The 14,759-nt window shown below is 71.2% G+C and carries 15 protein-coding genes; 10 read left to right on the top strand and 5 right to left on the bottom strand.

Translation table 11 applies throughout. The annotated features are described in order from the left end of the window. Window positions 1-1,140 (bottom strand): LamG domain-containing protein (locus ABZ749_RS13465; RefSeq protein ID WP_357227188.1); only part of this gene is annotated, 1,140 nt, incomplete at its 3' end. 423 nt (window positions 1,141-1,563) lie between these two features. On the opposite strand from ABZ749_RS13465, the gene ABZ749_RS13470 reads away from it, so the two are divergent. From ABZ749_RS13470 to ABZ749_RS13480, 3 genes are all read left to right on the top strand, one after another. Then, a complete protein-coding gene (locus ABZ749_RS13470; RefSeq protein WP_357227191.1) occupies window positions 1,564-2,289 on the top strand; it encodes a flavodoxin family protein in 726 nt (241 codons plus the stop codon). Window positions 2,290-2,356: 67 nt separating this feature from the next. Next, window positions 2,357-3,298 carry a DUF5996 family protein gene (locus ABZ749_RS13475; protein WP_357227193.1) on the top strand — a complete coding sequence of 314 codons (942 nt, stop codon included), beginning with the start codon at window positions 2,357-2,359 and terminating at the stop codon, window positions 3,296-3,298. 71 nt (window positions 3,299-3,369) lie between these two features. After that, the gene (locus ABZ749_RS13480) at window positions 3,370-3,675 is read left to right on the top strand and encodes a GNAT family N-acetyltransferase (RefSeq protein ID WP_357227195.1); all 306 of its coding nucleotides are present in this window, start codon (window positions 3,370-3,372) and stop codon (window positions 3,673-3,675) included. Window positions 3,676-3,741: 66 nt separating this feature from the next. On the opposite strand, the gene ABZ749_RS13485 is transcribed toward ABZ749_RS13480, so the two are convergent. Continuing rightward, the gene (locus ABZ749_RS13485) at window positions 3,742-4,140 is read right to left on the bottom strand and encodes a cupin domain-containing protein (RefSeq protein WP_357227197.1); all 399 of its coding nucleotides are present in this window, start codon (window positions 4,138-4,140) and stop codon (window positions 3,742-3,744) included. 365 nt (window positions 4,141-4,505) lie between these two features. Here ABZ749_RS13485 and ABZ749_RS13490 point away from each other — a divergent pair, with 365 nt between their 5' ends. From ABZ749_RS13490 to ABZ749_RS13505, 4 genes are read left to right on the top strand one after another with little or no spacing between them, the layout of a single operon-like run. Continuing rightward, window positions 4,506-5,741: a cytochrome P450 gene (locus ABZ749_RS13490; RefSeq protein WP_357194157.1), complete on the top strand. Its 1,236-nt coding sequence runs from the start codon at window positions 4,506-4,508 to the stop codon at window positions 5,739-5,741. Between the two features lie 31 nt (window positions 5,742-5,772). Then, window positions 5,773-6,954 (top strand): acyl-CoA dehydrogenase family protein, encoded by a 1,182-nt coding sequence (locus tag ABZ749_RS13495; RefSeq protein WP_357227210.1) that lies wholly within the window; start codon window positions 5,773-5,775, stop codon window positions 6,952-6,954. Between the two features lie 22 nt (window positions 6,955-6,976). After that, window positions 6,977-7,387: an SgcJ/EcaC family oxidoreductase gene (locus ABZ749_RS13500; protein ID WP_357227199.1), complete on the top strand. Its 411-nt coding sequence runs from the start codon at window positions 6,977-6,979 to the stop codon at window positions 7,385-7,387. A gap of 25 nt (window positions 7,388-7,412) precedes the next feature. Then, complete coding sequence (locus ABZ749_RS13505; RefSeq protein WP_357227201.1) at window positions 7,413-8,795, top strand: FAD-dependent monooxygenase; 1,383 nt, start codon at window positions 7,413-7,415, stop codon at window positions 8,793-8,795. 61 nt (window positions 8,796-8,856) lie between these two features. Here ABZ749_RS13505 and ABZ749_RS13510 read toward each other — a convergent pair whose 3' ends face one another. From ABZ749_RS13510 to ABZ749_RS13520, 3 genes are read right to left on the bottom strand one after another with little or no spacing between them, the layout of a single operon-like run. Continuing rightward, window positions 8,857-9,945, bottom strand: coding sequence for an LLM class flavin-dependent oxidoreductase (locus ABZ749_RS13510; protein WP_355008673.1), 1,089 nt, complete (start codon window positions 9,943-9,945; stop codon window positions 8,857-8,859). A 36-nt stretch (window positions 9,946-9,981) separates the two neighbouring features. After that, window positions 9,982-10,986 carry an acyl-CoA dehydrogenase family protein gene (locus ABZ749_RS13515; RefSeq protein WP_357227203.1) on the bottom strand — a complete coding sequence of 335 codons (1,005 nt, stop codon included), beginning with the start codon at window positions 10,984-10,986 and terminating at the stop codon, window positions 9,982-9,984. A gap of 11 nt (window positions 10,987-10,997) precedes the next feature. Next, window positions 10,998-12,149, bottom strand: coding sequence for an acyl-CoA dehydrogenase family protein (locus ABZ749_RS13520; RefSeq protein ID WP_357227205.1), 1,152 nt, complete (start codon window positions 12,147-12,149; stop codon window positions 10,998-11,000). 164 nt (window positions 12,150-12,313) lie between these two features. On the opposite strand from ABZ749_RS13520, the gene ABZ749_RS13525 reads away from it, so the two are divergent. The 3 genes from ABZ749_RS13525 to ABZ749_RS13535 all read left to right on the top strand — a co-directional run. Next, window positions 12,314-12,511: a ferredoxin gene (locus ABZ749_RS13525; RefSeq protein ID WP_355008676.1), complete on the top strand. Its 198-nt coding sequence runs from the start codon at window positions 12,314-12,316 to the stop codon at window positions 12,509-12,511. 26 nt (window positions 12,512-12,537) lie between these two features. Beyond that, a complete protein-coding gene (locus ABZ749_RS13530; protein ID WP_357227213.1) occupies window positions 12,538-13,692 on the top strand; it encodes a steroid 3-ketoacyl-CoA thiolase in 1,155 nt (384 codons plus the stop codon). A 1-nt stretch (window position 13,693) separates the two neighbouring features. Next, window positions 13,694-14,759: CoA transferase (locus ABZ749_RS13535; RefSeq protein ID WP_357227208.1), on the top strand; the 1,066-nt coding region annotated here is incomplete at its 3' end.

The raw sequence follows: 14,759 nt of genomic DNA on the forward strand, positions 1-14,759 counted from the left end.
GGTAGACGTAGGCGTGGGCGGCGGTGTCGCTGGACGGGGCGAAGTCGCCCTCGACGAGAACGCCCCCTTGCGGACAGTCGCCGTCAGCGTGGCTGTCGCGTCGGCCTGTCCCTGTGCGGGCCGGGTGATCCTGCCGGTCACCGCTACCTTGCGGGCGCTGGCGACGGCCGGCGGGGTGTTGACCTCGAGGACGGACGGGTCGGAACTCGTCCAGGTGATGGCCGAGCCCGCCACGGAGCCGACCTTGGGCAGAACGAGGTCGCGTACGACCGCACTGGTGCGGCCGAGGTCGATGGCCGCGGCGTCGGCGCGAACGCCGTCGGAGACCGTCTTCTCTGCCAGGAGGAGTGTCTCGTCGAGACTCACGGCCCGGTCGTACACCCGGAAGTCCCGGATCGTTCCGCGGAACGAGTAGTGGCCCGCTGTCTGCGAGCGTCCGAGGAAGTTGCAGTTGGTCCCCGCGGCGTTCACCGACGGCGCCGTCGTCAGGTTCGTCGACGTCGCGTGCAGCACACCGTCGAGGTAGACCCTGCCGGTCCAGCTCATCCCATCCGAGTTCAGTGACTGGGTGTAGGTGACATGGGTCCACGCTCTCTCGAGCATGCGGACCCGGCTCTGTTGGAGGTTCGTCGGACCCACCGCGACGCGGAAGCGCTGGGTGTTCGACGCGAAGATGGAGCCCTCGGCGCCGGTGTCGGCGTCACACGAGCCGGACTTACGGCCGAAGCCCCACATCTGGTGCTCGCCGACGTTCGCCGGGTCGACCCACACGTCGTAGTCCACGGTGAGGTTGGACATGCCGGCGGTGATGTCGTTCGGCAGCGCCACGTATGCGCCGTCGAGGGCGCTTTCGTAGGAGTCGGGGTTGAACCTGACTCCTTCGCCGGTCAGGGCCGCCTTCTCGGGATTCACGAGCGTGGCGTTCGCCGCCGCACCCGCGCTACCCGAGTTGACCAACGTCGTCCCACTGGTCTCGTCGAGGGCGAAGTGGTGCACCAGGCCTTGGGCGAGTTGCTCCTCGGCGGCGTACGAGGGCGTTGCCGCGATCGAGACCGAAAGAAGCGCACCCAGTGCCAGGACCGCGACACCTCTGCCCTTCCGACTCCGCCCGAGACGTGGTCTTGGCTGTCGCAGTCTCAATTGATCCTCCTTGGCCGGTTACGTTTGTCTCCAGACTGGACGGACTTGTTAACGCTAACTACGGGGTGCTGCCGGGTCAACGCGATGCGTCGCGGCCCGAGCCCACGCAGGCCCGCGCCTGATGGGCCCCCGACCGCTCGGCCGGTCGGGGTTCAGATCGTGATCCGGCACGCGCCAGTGGCGTGGTGTCACGATCGCCTGTGACGTGGTGTCACTGTTCGCTCGCCGGTGAGCGCCGAATACTGGGGTGGTCACCGCACGATCGCCGCGTCACACCCGCGTCGATCGCGGCGGTCGCAGGGACGCTCAGCGCGGAGGCGCTCGGGAGCTGGACGGTGCGTCGTCGGACCCTGCCAGGGTGCGACGCTCGTTGAGCGGACCGAGCCGGCCGGGGGCGCGACCGACAACCAGGAAGGCCCGCCCATGACCGCGTCGGTGATCGAGAAGCCCGACTTCACCGGGTTGCGAGCGATGTACATCAACTGCACCCTCAACCGTTCCGCCGGGCGTAGCCACACCCAGGGGCTGATCGATCGCAGTGTGGCGATCATGGAGGCGAACGGGGTCGCCGTGGACCAGATCCGCGCGGTCGACCACGACATCGCCACCGGCGTCCGACCCGATATGACCGAGCACGGGTGGGACACCGACGAATGGCCCGCGTTGCTGACCCGGGTACTCGCCGCCGACATCCTGGTCATCGCCGGGCCGATCTGGCTCGGCGACAACAGTTCGGTGACCCGTCGGGTGATCGAGCGGCTCTACGGCTACTCCGGCGTGCTCAACGAGCAGGGCCAGTACGCTTACTACGGGCGTGTCGGAGGCTGCCTGCTCACGGGCAACGAGGATGGCCTGAAGCACTGCGCGATGAGCATTCTCTACAGCTTGCAGCACATCGGCTTCACCGTCCCGCCGCAGGCGGACGCTGGCTGGCTCGGCGAGGTCGGCCCCGGCCCGTCCTACCTCGACGAGGGCTCCGGCGGGCCGGAGAACGACTTCACCAACCGTAATACCGCGTTCATGACCTACAACCTGCTCCACCTCGCGTCGATGATGCGCAGCGCTGGTGGCTTCCCGGCCTACGGCAACCAGCGCACGGCCTGGGAGGCAGGAGCTCATCCGGACGCCGCCAACCCCGAGTACCGCTGACGCGGCGACCGGTCCACGACAACACCTCTGTCACCCTCTCGTGACAGCGCCAAGGATGTGAGTAGTGATGACGAGCCCGGCAACGACGACCTGGCCGAGCCTGCGGGTCTCGGACTGGACCGCCACCCGCGACACAGTGCACATGTGGACCCAGATCGTGGGCAAGATCCGCATGGCACACGCTCCGTTCCTCAACCACTGGTGGCAGGTGACCCTGTACGTGAGCCCGCGCGGGTTGACGACGTCCGCCATCCCGTACGGCACGGGAGCCTTCGAGATCGAGTTCGACTTCATCGGCCATCGGCTCGACGTTCGCACCAGCGACGGCGGCGCGCGGAGCCTCGCACTCCGGCCGATGCCGGTCGCCGAGTTCTACTCGCGGGTCATGGCCATGCTCGACGAACTCGGGATCGAGGCACCGATCCGGCCGTACCCCAACGAGGTAGACCCGGCGATCCCGTTCGCTGAGGACCACGACCACGCCTCCTACCACGGCGACGCGGCCGCCCTGTTCTGGCGTCAGCTGTTGCAGGCGAATCGGGTCATCGGCGAGTTCCGGTCGCATTTCGTGGGCAAGGTCAGTCCGGTGCACTTCTTCTGGGGCGGGATGGACCTCGCCTGCACCCGCTTCTCCGGCCGGTCGGCCCCGCCACACCCCGGGGGTGTGCCCAACTGCGGGGACTGGGTGATGGTCGAGGGCTACTCCCGCGAACTGTCCAGCTGCGGGTTCTGGCCCGGCGGCGGCGAGGAAGGCGCCTTCTACTCGTACGCCTACCCCGCACCCGACGGGTTCGCCGAGCGGCAGATCGGTCCCGAAGGCGCCTACTACAGTTCCGAGTTCCAGCAGTTCCTCCTGCCCTACGAGGCCGCCCGCGCCGCACCGGACCCCGACCGCGCGGTCGCCGAGTTCCTCCGCACCAGCTACGAGGCCGCTGCGGACCTCGGGAACTGGGACCGCTGCGTGCTGGAGGATGATCCCCTCCGGTGGCACCGTGGCCCTGTTAGGTGAGGACCGACAACTGTGACGTTCACGAGTACGCGGACAAGGTCGATTCCGGCGCGCCGTATGGAGGACACGAGATGGTGGAAGTGACGGACGCTCCCGAGGCCAACCGGTACGAGGCCCGGGTCGACGGGGAGTCCAGGGTCGCCGGCTTCGCACAGTACATCCGCACCGCGGAACTCGTCGCGTTCGTGCACACCGAGGTCTCGCCGGAATACGAGGGCAAGGGGGTCGGGTCGGCACTGGCCCGCACGGCCCTGGACGAAGCCCGTGCCGCGCATCTGCTCGTCCTGGCCACCTGCCCGTTCATCGCGGGATGGATCGACCGGCATCCCGAGTACCAGGATCTGGTCTACCAGTCCCGCAGCAGGGTCAGCGACTGAACGAAGGGGCGTGGCGGTGTCGCCGCGCTGCCCTCCCGGCGCAGGAGGGGAGGCCAGGGGGCGTGCTCACGGCATGGTGAAGTCGGCGAAATCGAAGCCTGGACTCACCACACAACTGACGAGGACGTGCTCGTCGCCCGCCGGTTTCGCGGACTGCCACTCGCCCGCCGGAACCAGGATCTGCGGGCACTCGGCACTCAGGATCGTCGGCCGACTGTCCCTACCGACTGTCAGCGCCAGCGGCCCGCCCGAGTGCCAGAACCAGATCTCGTCCGACCGCACGGTGTGCCAGGCCGACGAGTCACCCGGCTCGAGCAGAAAGAGGATCGCCGTCGCGGCGGCACGGCTGCCCGGGTAGCCATCGGGCTCGAACGTGACAGCGGACCGATAAGTTTCCCTGAACCAGCCGCCTTCGGGATGCGGGCGCAGATCGAACTGTTCGGCAAGAGGCGGACGTACGGACATGTTGGCCACTGTAGTGGCCGACACCGCAGAGGAGCGCGGCATCGAGCCGCGCTCCGGCCTGGCGGGAACGCCAGCGCTCCCCCGTCGGCGGGCGACTCGTCACCGAGCATGCCGGCGAGGAACACGACGCCGTCGCCAGCCGGGTCTTCGCGCCCCGACCTCGGCTGCCCTCGCCGCACCTGACATGTGCGTTCTCGCAGGCCGCCACCGAGTGCGCACACCGAGAGATGCATCGCCGGATCGGCTGATGACACGCTCGTGCAACGCCACCGGTCGATCCGCTGCGCCCCACGGAACGGGCACATCGGCTTCGCCGGGCGGACCGGCGCGTGGCCGAAACACTCCGCCGAAACTGGGAGTCATCCATGGACAGTTGCCCGTTTTCTCTGGACACCACCGGAAAAGATATCCACGGTGAGGCCGCTAAGCTGCGTTCGCAGGGCGCCGCTACTCAGGTGGTTCTGCCCGGCGGCGTGGTGGCGTGGTCGATCAACAGCTATGCGGTGATCAAGCAACTGCTCACCGATCCGCGGGTGACGAAGAGCGCCCGCAACCACTGGCCGGCGTTCATCAACGGCGAGATCCCGCCGGACTGGGAAATGATCAGCTGGATCGCGATGGACAACATGGTCACCGCGTACGGCAAGGACCATGTGCGGCTGCGCAAGCTGGTCGGCAAGGCGTTCACCCCGAGGCGTACGGAGGCGATCCGGCCGTGGATCGCCAAGATCACTGAGGAGCTTCTCGACGGTCTGGCCGCCGCCGCCCCCGGTGAGGTGGTGGACCTGCGTGAGCGGTTCGCGTACCCGCTGCCGGCCCGCCTGGTGGCCGACCTCATCGGCATGTCCGAGGAGGCTCGCGCCAAGACGGCGAAGGTGATCGACATGATGGTCGACACCACCGTCACCCCGGAGCAGGCGCAGGCCGTGCTGGCCGGCTGGCGCGGCGCGATGGCCGATCTCATCGCCACCAAACGGGAGAACCCGGGTGAGGACATCACCAGCGACCTCATCGCCGCGCGTGACGAGGACGGTTCCCGGCTCAGCGAGGAGGAGTTGACGGACACCATCTTCGCCATCCTCGGCGCCGGCTCCGAGACCACCATCAACTTCTTCGACAACGCCATCACGGCCCTGCTCAGCAACCCGGAGCAGCGGGATCTCGTGCTGTCCGGCGAGGCCACCTGGAACGACGTCATCGACGAGACGCTGCGGGTCGAGTCCCCGCTGGCGCACCTGCCGCTGCGGTACGCCGTCGAGGACATCGAGCTGGACGGCGTGACGATCCCGCAGGGCGATCCCATCCTGATCAACTACAGCGCGGTGGGTCGCGACCCCGCCCTGCACGGCGACGACTCCGACCGCTTCGACCTGAAGCGCGCCGACAAGGAACACCTCTCCTTCGGCCACGGACCGCACTACTGCCTCGGCGCCGGGGTGGCCCGGGCGGTCGCGACCACCGGTCTCTCCTCGCTGTTCGAGCGCTTTCCCGACATCGCGCTGGCGGTGCCGGTCGCCGACCTGCAGCCGTTGCCCACCTTCATCATGAACGGCCACCGGACGCTGCCGGTCCGGCTGACCGCCCCCGTGCCCGCCGCCTGACATCCACCGACGACCTCAGGGAGCCGCCGTGCTGACCACCACCGACACACCCAGGCGCGAGGAGATCGTCGCGCGCGTCACGGACCTCGCCCCGCTGCTGCGCAAGAACGGCGTGCAGGCCGAGCGGGACCGCCGACTGCCCGACGAAACGATCGAGGCCCTGGCCGACGCCGGGGTCTTCAAGCTGCGGGTGCCGAAGCGGTTCGGCGGCTACGAGGCCGACACCCGCACGCTCGCCGACGTCGCGACCGCGCTCGGCCGGGCCGACGGTGCCACCGCGTGGACCGCCTCCGTCTACTGGATTCCGACGTGGATGGCCGGCCTGTTCCCCGAGGCGGTGCAGGAGGAGGTCTTCTCCACGCCGAACGTGCGGATCTGCGGCACCCTGAGCCCGTCCGCCATGGCGGTCCCGGCTGATGGGGGCATCGTCGTCAACGGCAAGTGGGGCTTCATCAGCGGCGCGTTGCACAGCCACTGGCAGGAGATCATCGCGGTGCTGGTCGGCGGTGATGGTCCGCCCATGCCGGTGATGGCGCTGGTGCGGACGTCCGAGTTGCAGATCGTCGACGACTGGCACACGTCCGGCCTGCGCGGCACGGGCAGCGTCAGCACTGTCGCCCAGGACCTGTTCGTGCCGGCGGAGCGGTTCCTGCCGCTGCCGGTGGTGCTCCAGGGCCGGACCGGACCGGACGCGGCCGGCGCGCCCGCCATGTACCGGGCGCCGCTGCTGCCGGTTGCCTCCGCGTCGTCGGTGGGCACCGTGCTGGGCCTGGCCCGCGCGGCCGGTGAGACGTTCCTCGAGCGGCTGCCCGAGCGCAAGATCACCTACACGGGGTACGAGAAGCAGGCCGAGGCGCCGTTGACCCATCGCCAGGTGGCCGAGGCGGAGCTGAAGACCGACGAGGCCGAGTTCCACGTGCACCGCCTCACCGCGCAGGTCGACGACAAGTCGGCCGGCGGCCAGCCGTGGAGCCTGGCGGAGCGCGCCCGTGCCCGGGCCGACCTGGGAGCCGCGTGCCGCCTGGCGAGGGAGGCGGTCGGCATTCTCGCCGGCGCCAGCGGCGGCTCCTCGCTCTACGACGACGTGCCCATCCAGCGCATCGCCCGCGACGTGCAGGCGGTCAACCTGCACGCGCTGATGAACCCGGACACCAACACCGAGCTGTACGGCCGGATCCTGTGCGGCCTCGAACCCGACACCCTCTATCTCTGAGCCGCCGAGAAAGGACACCAGAATGACCACGAGCACCTTCAACGCCGAGGCTCAGGCCGCCGTGGCCGCGGTACCGCGGCACATCGTCACCGCGTGGGCGGAGCACGACGCCGACGCGTTCGCCCGCACGTTCACCGAGGACGCGACCATGATCCTGCCCGGGGTCTTCTGCCAAGGCCGGGACAAGATCCGCGGATACATGGAGCAGGCGTTCCAGGGCCAGCTCAAGGGCACCCGGGTCACCGGCACGCCGGTCGACGCCCGCCTCATCGCGCCCGGCGTCGCGGTGCTGACGACCGAGGGCGGTGTCCTGGAGCCCGGCACCGAGGACGTGTCGCCGGCCCGGGCCATCCGGGCGTCCTGGATCCTCGTCGAGCGCGACGGCGAGTGGCTGCTGGCGGCTTACCAGAACAGCCCGCGCGGCGAGTCGTGAGCAACCAGGCCAGGAAGGGGCAGCCGTGAGCGCACAGGTGGGAGAGCGTGCCGTCGTTCTCGGCGGCAGCATGGCGGGCCTGCTCGCGGCGCGGGTGCTGGCCGACGCGTACGCCGAGGTGGTCATCGTCGACCGCGACCGGCTCACCGGCGTCTCCACGGCCCGACGTGGCGTGTCACAGGGCCGGCACGTGCACGGTCTGCTCGCCCGGGGCCAGCAGATCCTCGACGAACTGTTTCCCGGTTTCACAGCGGAGGCGGTGGCCGCCGGGGTGCCGACCGGCGACCTGGGCGAGCTGCGGTGGTTCTTCAACGGACGCCCGCTGGCGCCGGCCAGTACCGGGCTGACCTGCGTGTCGGCCGCCCGTCCCGTGCTGGAGCAGCTGGTGCGCCAACGGGTGGCCGAGCTTCCGGCCGTACGCTTCGCCGAAGAGCGCGACATCGTCGGACTGACCACCACCCCGGACCGCCGGCGGGTCACCGGGGCGCGGGTGCAGGGGCGCGACGGCGCGGCCGAGGAGACGATCACTGCGGATCTGGTGGTCGACGCCACCGGCCGCGGGTCGCGCACCCCGGTCTGGCTGGAGGAACTGGGGTACAGCCGGCCGGACGAGGACCGGATCCGGATCGACCTGACCTACACGACCCGCCTCTATCGGCTGGCCTCTGACGATGTTCTGAAGGGCGACCTGTCGATCAACCCGGTGTCGTCGCCGTCGCACCCCCGTGGCGCCTTCCTGTCCCGCATCGACGGCGGCCGGTGCATCGTCTCTCTGACCGGGGTGCTCGGCGACAGCGCGCCGGCCGACCCGGCCGGATTCCTGGAGTTCGTCAAGTCGCTGCCGGTTCCGGACATCTACCAGGCCATCCAGGACGCCGAGCCGCTGGACGAGCCCGTGTCCCTGCGGTACCCGGCCAGCGTCCGTCGCCACTACGAGCGGTTGTCCCGGCTGCCGGACGGCTTCCTGGTCCTCGGCGACGCGGCGTGCAGCTTCAACCCGGTCTACGGCCAGGGCATGACAGTGGCGGCGTTGGAGGCGCTGACCCTGCGCGACCACCTGGCCGGCGGCACGGCACCCCGGCCGACCGACTTCCAACAGGCCGTGTCCGCGGTCACCGACGTGCCCTGGGAGATCTCGGCGGGTGGTGACCTGAGCTTCCCGCAGGTGCAGGGCCAGCGACCGTTCAAGGTGCGGATGGCGAACGCGTACATGGCCAAGATGCAGGCGGCCGCGACCCGCGACCCGCAGGTGACGCGGACCTTCATGCGGGTGGCGGGGCTCGTCGAGCCGCCACAGGCCCTGATGCGACCCGCGATGATGCTCCGGGTGCTGACCCGCAGCCGCCGTCCGGCACCGGAGGTGCCGGCGTGGCAGCCCGACGCCGTCGGCACCGCCTCGGAGGTCTGATCCAGGAAATTCGGTGCCCCGGCCCTTCTGGGCCGGGGCACCGACGTGTCCGGGGCCGGCGTCAGCCGGCGAGCACGCCGCGCTTGCGCAGCAGCGGGAGCACGCCCTCCCCGACGACGTAGGCCTCTTCGAGGTGCGGCTGCGCCGACAGGATCAGGTGGTCCAGGCCGAGCCGGTGGTATTCCTCGATCCGGTCCGCCACGTCCTCGTGGCTGCCCACCAGCGCGGTGCCCACGCCGGGACGGACCAGGCCGTACCCGGCCCAGACGTTCGGGTAGACCTCCAGGTCGTCGGTACGCCCACCGTGCAGCGCCGCCATCCGCTGCTGCCCCTGCGACTCGGTGGATCGGAAGCGCTGCTGCGCCTGCCGGATCCGCGCCGGGTCCATGCCGTCGACCAGTTGCCGCGCCACCTGCCAGGCCTGTGCGGAGGTGTCCCGGGCGATGACGTGGAAGCGGGTGCCGAAGCTCAGCGTGCGTCCGTGCGCGTCGGCGAGCTCGCGGGCCCGGCCCATCGCCTCCGCCATGGCCGCCGGTGGCTCGCCCCAGGCCAGCAGCACGTCGGCGTGCGCGGCGGCCACCTCCCGGGCCGCGTCGGAGGAGCCGCCGACGAAGATCTCCGGAGCGACCGGGTACGGCCGGGTGAGCAGGCCCGCGCGGATGCGGTAGTGCGTGCCGGTGTGGTCGAACCGCTCACCGGTCCAGGCTCGGCGGAACACGTCGAGGAACTCGCCGGTGCGGGCGTACCGTTCGTCGTGCGACAACCAGTCGCCGTAGCGCCGCTGCTCGTCGGCGTCGCCGCCGGTGACCACGTTGAGCTGGAGGCGGCCGCCGGAGAGACGTTGAAGGGTCGCCGCCGACTGCGCGGCCAGCACCGGCGAGATGAGCCCGGGGCGCATCGCCACCATGAAGCGGATCCGCCGGGTGTCCGCGGCGAGCGCGGCCGACACCAGCCACGGGTCCTCGCAGAACATGCCGAACGGCACGAGCATTCCGGTGAAACCGAATCGGTCCGCCGCGAGGGCGACCTGACGCAGGTAGTCCGGGTCGACGTCGCGGCGCGCGCCGGGCGGTGGCGGGCCGGAGGAGGGCTGGGCCACCTCGCGTCCGTCCCCGTGCGTGGGCAGGAACCAGTGCAGCTGCAACGACATGTGTCGTCCTCTCGATTCGGCGGTGAGCGCCGGCGGTCAGCTCAGCAGCAGGGCCGCGAGCACGTCGTGCGGTGGCACGGAGGTGACCCGGTGGGCGTCCAGCCACAGCGCCCGCCGGTAGCGCAAGTGCAGGCCGAACTCCCAGGTCATGGCGATGCCACCGCAGACCTGCAGGGCCACCTCGCAGGCCAGCACGGCCGCGCGCGGACCGGCCACGGCGGCACAGGCCACCGCCTCGGCGGCGCCGTCGCCGTTCAGCGTCACCGCCGCCCGGTAGGCCAGCGACCGTGCGGTCTCGATCTCCGCGTACGCCTCGGCCAGCTGGTGTGCCACCGCCTGGAACGACCCGATCGGCTGGCCGAACTGGGTCCGGGTTCCGGCGTACCGCACGGCTTCGGCCAGGGCGCCGTCCGCGACCCCCACCGCCTCGCAGGCCAGCAACATGGCGCTTCGCAACCGCAGCGCGGGCAGCAGCTCGGCGGTGCGGCCGGGGTCGGCGAGCAGTCGGGCGGGCGCGTGCAGCAACCGGACGGTGGCGTACCGGCGCAGTGGATCGATGTCGTCCCGCTCGGCGATGGAGACCTCCGAGGGCGCGACGCCGAACAGCGCCACCCCCTGGCGGGTCGTGGCGGCCACCACCAGTTCCGTGGCCAGGTGCGCGTCGACCACGCCGGGTGCGCTCCCGCTGATCCGCCAGTCCGGCGTGTCGTGCGCGGCGCACGTGTCCGAGGAATCGACCAGCGCGGCCGGTCCGGGTAGCGGCAGCCCCGCCGACTGGTACACCGGCAGAGCCGATCCGGCCGTGCCGACCCAGGGTTGGGGGAGCAGCGCCCGCCCGCTCTCCTCGGCGAGCAGGGCGAGATCCACCGGTCCGAGTTCCGCGTCCAGCCAGCCCTGTCGGTCCAGCGCGGCCCAGTCCTCCGGATCGAGGAGGCCGTGATCCGCCGTCGCGGCGAGCCGGGACGGTGGGAAGCGCTCGCTCAGGTGGCGTCGGGCCGCGTCGGCCAGGTCCCGCTGTTCGGTGGTGGTGGCGAAGTCCATGGTGCGCTCTCCTAACGGTGTCGAGGCAGGCCGAGAACACGTTCGGCGACGATCCCGCGCAGGATCTCCGAGGTGCCGCCCTCGACGGTGTTCGCGCGGCTGCGAAGCTGCGCCTGCCGCCAGTACGCCGCCCACTGCCCGGCGTGTCCGACGGTGTCGCCCTGCACCAGCCGCAGTCCCAGCCGGCACATCTGCTGGTGGGTCTGCGACCAGCGCAGCTTGAGCACCGAGCTCTCCGGGCCGGGCTCCCCGCCCCGTTCCAGCTGCGCGAGCGCGCGGTAACCGGTGAAGCGCAACCCCTGAAGCCGCACGTGCAGATCGGCGATCTCCCGACGCACGGCCTGGTCGGCGGTGGCACCGACCGCGTGCGCGGTACGGATCAGCCGGTCCAGTTGCACCGCCAGGCGAGCGGTGAGCGTGATGCCGAACGTGCCGCGTTCGTGCGAGAGCGTCGTGAGCGCCACCTTCCAGCCTTCGCCGCGCGCACCCACCACGCTGTCCTCGGGCAGTTCCACGCCGGTCAGCACGATCTCGCTGAAGTCGGTGTCACCGGAGATCTGGCGCAGCGGGCGCACCTCGACGCCGGGGGCGCGCATGTCGAGCAGGAAACAGGTCAGGCCGCGATGCTTGGGCGCGTCGGGTTCGGTGCGGGCCAGCAGGAGACAGCGGTCGGCGAGATGGGCGTACGACGACCACACCTTCTCGCCGGTGACCGTCCACCCGTGCGCGGTCCGCTCCGCCCGGGTGCGCACCGCGGCCAGGTCCGAGCCAGCCTCCGGCTCCGAGAAACCCTGGCAGAAGATGATGTCGCCGGACAGGATCCCCGGGAGGTTGACGGCCTTCTGGGCGGCGGTGCCGTACCGGATCAGCGTGGGACCGACCATGTGCAGGCCGATGACGTTGAGGTGGTCCGGGGCGCCGGCCAGCGTGCTCTCCTCGGCGTGGATCGCCTGGTACAGCGGTGGCAGGCCCCGCCCGCCGTGCTCCCGCGGCCACGTCAGGCCGGCGTACCCGGCCTTGCCGAGGGTGGCGCTCCACTGCCGCATCTCCGGCTCCGGCCACGGCTGTGGCGGACCCGCGGAGGGGGCCGGCACATGCGCGCGCAACCAGGCGCGTAGCTCGGCCCGGAATTCGCCTTCTTCGTCGCTGTCGTCCAGCCGCATAGAGGCACGCTAATGCCCACGGGGGCCGGCGTCGCCATTTGTCGGCGCATTCCGCAACGTGCGAGAAGAAGGGGCACCGGAAATGCGAGGCGGCAATTTTGAAGATGCGCCCGTACGGGCCGGGCGGCGACGATGGCGTCGGATACGGACCCGGGGAGGCACTCGTGCACGTCATCGTCGATTTCGACCAGTGTGACGGCAACGGCCTGTGCGCCGACGCCGCCCCGGAGGTGTTCGAGTTGGGCGAGGACGACGTGCTCCGGGTCCGCGCGGAACACCCGGCGCCCGCACTGTGGCCGGCGACGGAGATCGCGGCCCGGGGCTGCCCCAAGCTCGCCATCACGCTGCGGACCGACGCGTGATCGCGTCCGGTGAGCGGCTGCCGGTCATGGTCGCGGCCACCCGTACGCCGATCGGGCGGCGGGGTGGCGCGCTGGCCGGTCTCAAGGCGGTGGAACTGCTGCGGCACGTGCTGCTGGCGGTGTTGGACGAGACCGGCACCGACCCGTCCGACGTGGAACAGATCATCGGCGGGTGCGTCACGCAGTCCGGCGAGCAGAGCCTCAACGTCACCCGCAACGCCTGGCTCAGCACCGGACACGACCCGGCTGTCGGATGCACCACAGTGGACGTGTCCTGCGGGTCGGCCCACCAGGCCAATCACCTGGTGGCCGCGCTGATCGCGGCCGGGGAGATCGACGTCGGCATCGCCTGCGGCGTCGAGTCGATGAGCCGGGTGCCGGTCGGCACGAATCTCTACCAGGGCCCCGGGCACTACAAGACAGCCGACTATCCGTGGGACGACCCGCCCCAGGCGCAGTTCGGTGGCGCGGAGCGGATCGCCCGGCGCGAGGGCATCACCCGCGCCGACGCCGACGCGTACGGGTTGGCGTCCCAGCGGCGGGCCGCCGCGGCCTGGGCCGATGGCCGGTTCGCCGAGGAGGTGACGCCGGTGCGCGCGCCGGTGCTCAACGGCGACGGCAGCCCCACCGGTGCGGTCCGTCTGGTCGAGCGCGACGAGGGGCTGCGCCCGACGACCGCCGCAGGGCTGGCCGCGCTGGCGCCGACCATCGAGGGAGGGGTGCACACCGCCGGGACCACGTCGCAGATCTCCGACGGCGCCTCGGCCGTGTTGTGGATGTCCCAGGGGCGGGCCCGCGCCGCCGGCCTGCGCCCGCGGGCGCGGATCAGCCACCAGGTGGTCACCGGCGCTGACCCGTACTACCTGCTGGATGGTCCGGTCGCCGCCACCGGTCGGCTGCTCGCCCGGGCCGGGCGCAAGATCAACGACATCGACCTGTACGAGGTCAACGAGGCGTTCGCCGGCGTCGTGCTCACCTGGCAGGCGGCGTACGGTGCGGACCCGGAACGCGTCAACCCGAACGGCGGGGCGATAGCCCTCGGCCACCCGCTCGGTTCCACCGGCACCCGGCTGCTGGTGACCGCACTGCACGAACTGGAGCGCTCCGGCCGGGAGTCGGCGCTGATCACCATGTGCTGCGGGGGCTCCCTCGGCACCGCCTCACTGCTGCAGCGGCTCTGACATGCGGGCCGAGGACTTCTACGCCGAAGCGCGGACCGACCTGTCCGGGCCGCTGCACGGCGTCCGCGTGCTCGACGTGACGAAGGTGTGGTCCGGGCCTTTGGCCACCTGCGTCCTGGCCGACCTGGGCGCGGACGTGATCCGGGTGGAACTGGCGCACGGCCGCGACGGTGAGGTGCCCCCGGTGATCCCGGGCACCTCGCTGTCCTGGTTCCGCCAGACGGTGCACCGCAACAAGCGCAGCCTCGGCCTCGACCTGCGGACGGCCGAGGGTCGCGCCGAGTTCCTGCGGCTGGTCCAGGTGGCCGACGTGGTGGTCGAGAACTACCGACCGGGCACGCTCGCCAGGTGGGGCGCCGGATACGCCGACTGCCGTGCCGTCCGCCCGGACGTGGTGTTCGTGTCCGTCTCCGGGTGGGGCCAGTACGGTCCCGGCCGGGACCGGCCCGCGTACGACCCGGTGGTGCAGGCGGCCGGCGGCTGGATGGCGCTCAACGGGCCGGTCGACGGCGATCCGGTGCGTGCGCCCACCTTCATCGCCGACGAGCTGGCCGGGCTGCACGCCGCGATCGGGGCTCTTGCCGCGCTCGCCCATCGGGACCGGTCCGGCGAGGGTCAGCACGTCGACGTGTCCATGCTGGACGCTCTCCTGTTCGGTAGCAGCGGCCTGCCAACCCTCGCCGCCGCCGGGGCCCCACCCGGCAGGCACGGCAACGAGACCCCGTTCGCGGTGCCGTCGAACGTCTACGCGTGCGCCGACGGGCATCTCTACCTCGTCGTCGCGCTGAACAAGCACTGGCGGGTACTGGCCCGCACGATCGGCCGCCCCGAACTCGCCGACGCCGACGGGTTCCGGACCGGCGACCAGCGGATCGCCAACCGCGACGCGGTCAACCTCGTCGTGGCCGGCTGGTGCGCGGGACGCCCGGTCACCGAGGCGGTCGACGTGCTGACCGGCGCCGGGCTGGTGGCCGCTCCGGTACGGACGCTGAGCGAGTCGGTCGCCGACCCGCACGTACGGGCCCGCGGGATGCTCCAGGACACCGTGCTGAGCGACGGAACCACAG

It is taken from the genome of Micromonospora sp. NPDC047753 (genome assembly GCF_040642735.1).
Lineage (GTDB): Bacteria > Actinomycetota > Actinomycetes > Mycobacteriales > Micromonosporaceae > Micromonospora.

What these genes read in the sequence shown, in the direction of transcription:
- ABZ749_RS13470 (WP_357227191.1), top strand. Translation starts at nt 1,564, where the DNA reads ATGACCGCGTCGGTGATCGAGAAGCCCGACTTCACCGGGTTGCGAGCG.
- ABZ749_RS13475 (WP_357227193.1), top strand. Translation starts at nt 2,357, where the DNA reads ATGACGAGCCCGGCAACGACGACCTGGCCGAGCCTGCGGGTCTCGGAC.
- ABZ749_RS13480 (WP_357227195.1), top strand. Translation starts at nt 3,370, where the DNA reads ATGGTGGAAGTGACGGACGCTCCCGAGGCCAACCGGTACGAGGCCCGG.
- ABZ749_RS13485 (WP_357227197.1), bottom strand. Translation starts at nt 4,140, where the DNA reads ATGTCCGTACGTCCGCCTCTTGCCGAACAGTTCGATCTGCGCCCGCAT.
- ABZ749_RS13490 (WP_357194157.1), top strand. Translation starts at nt 4,506, where the DNA reads ATGGACAGTTGCCCGTTTTCTCTGGACACCACCGGAAAAGATATCCAC.
- ABZ749_RS13500 (WP_357227199.1), top strand. Translation starts at nt 6,977, where the DNA reads ATGACCACGAGCACCTTCAACGCCGAGGCTCAGGCCGCCGTGGCCGCG.
- ABZ749_RS13510 (WP_355008673.1), bottom strand. Translation starts at nt 9,945, where the DNA reads ATGTCGTTGCAGCTGCACTGGTTCCTGCCCACGCACGGGGACGGACGC.
- ABZ749_RS13515 (WP_357227203.1), bottom strand. Translation starts at nt 10,986, where the DNA reads ATGGACTTCGCCACCACCACCGAACAGCGGGACCTGGCCGACGCGGCC.
- ABZ749_RS13520 (WP_357227205.1), bottom strand. Translation starts at nt 12,149, where the DNA reads ATGCGGCTGGACGACAGCGACGAAGAAGGCGAATTCCGGGCCGAGCTA.
- ABZ749_RS13530 (WP_357227213.1), top strand. Translation starts at nt 12,538, where the DNA reads ATGGTCGCGGCCACCCGTACGCCGATCGGGCGGCGGGGTGGCGCGCTG.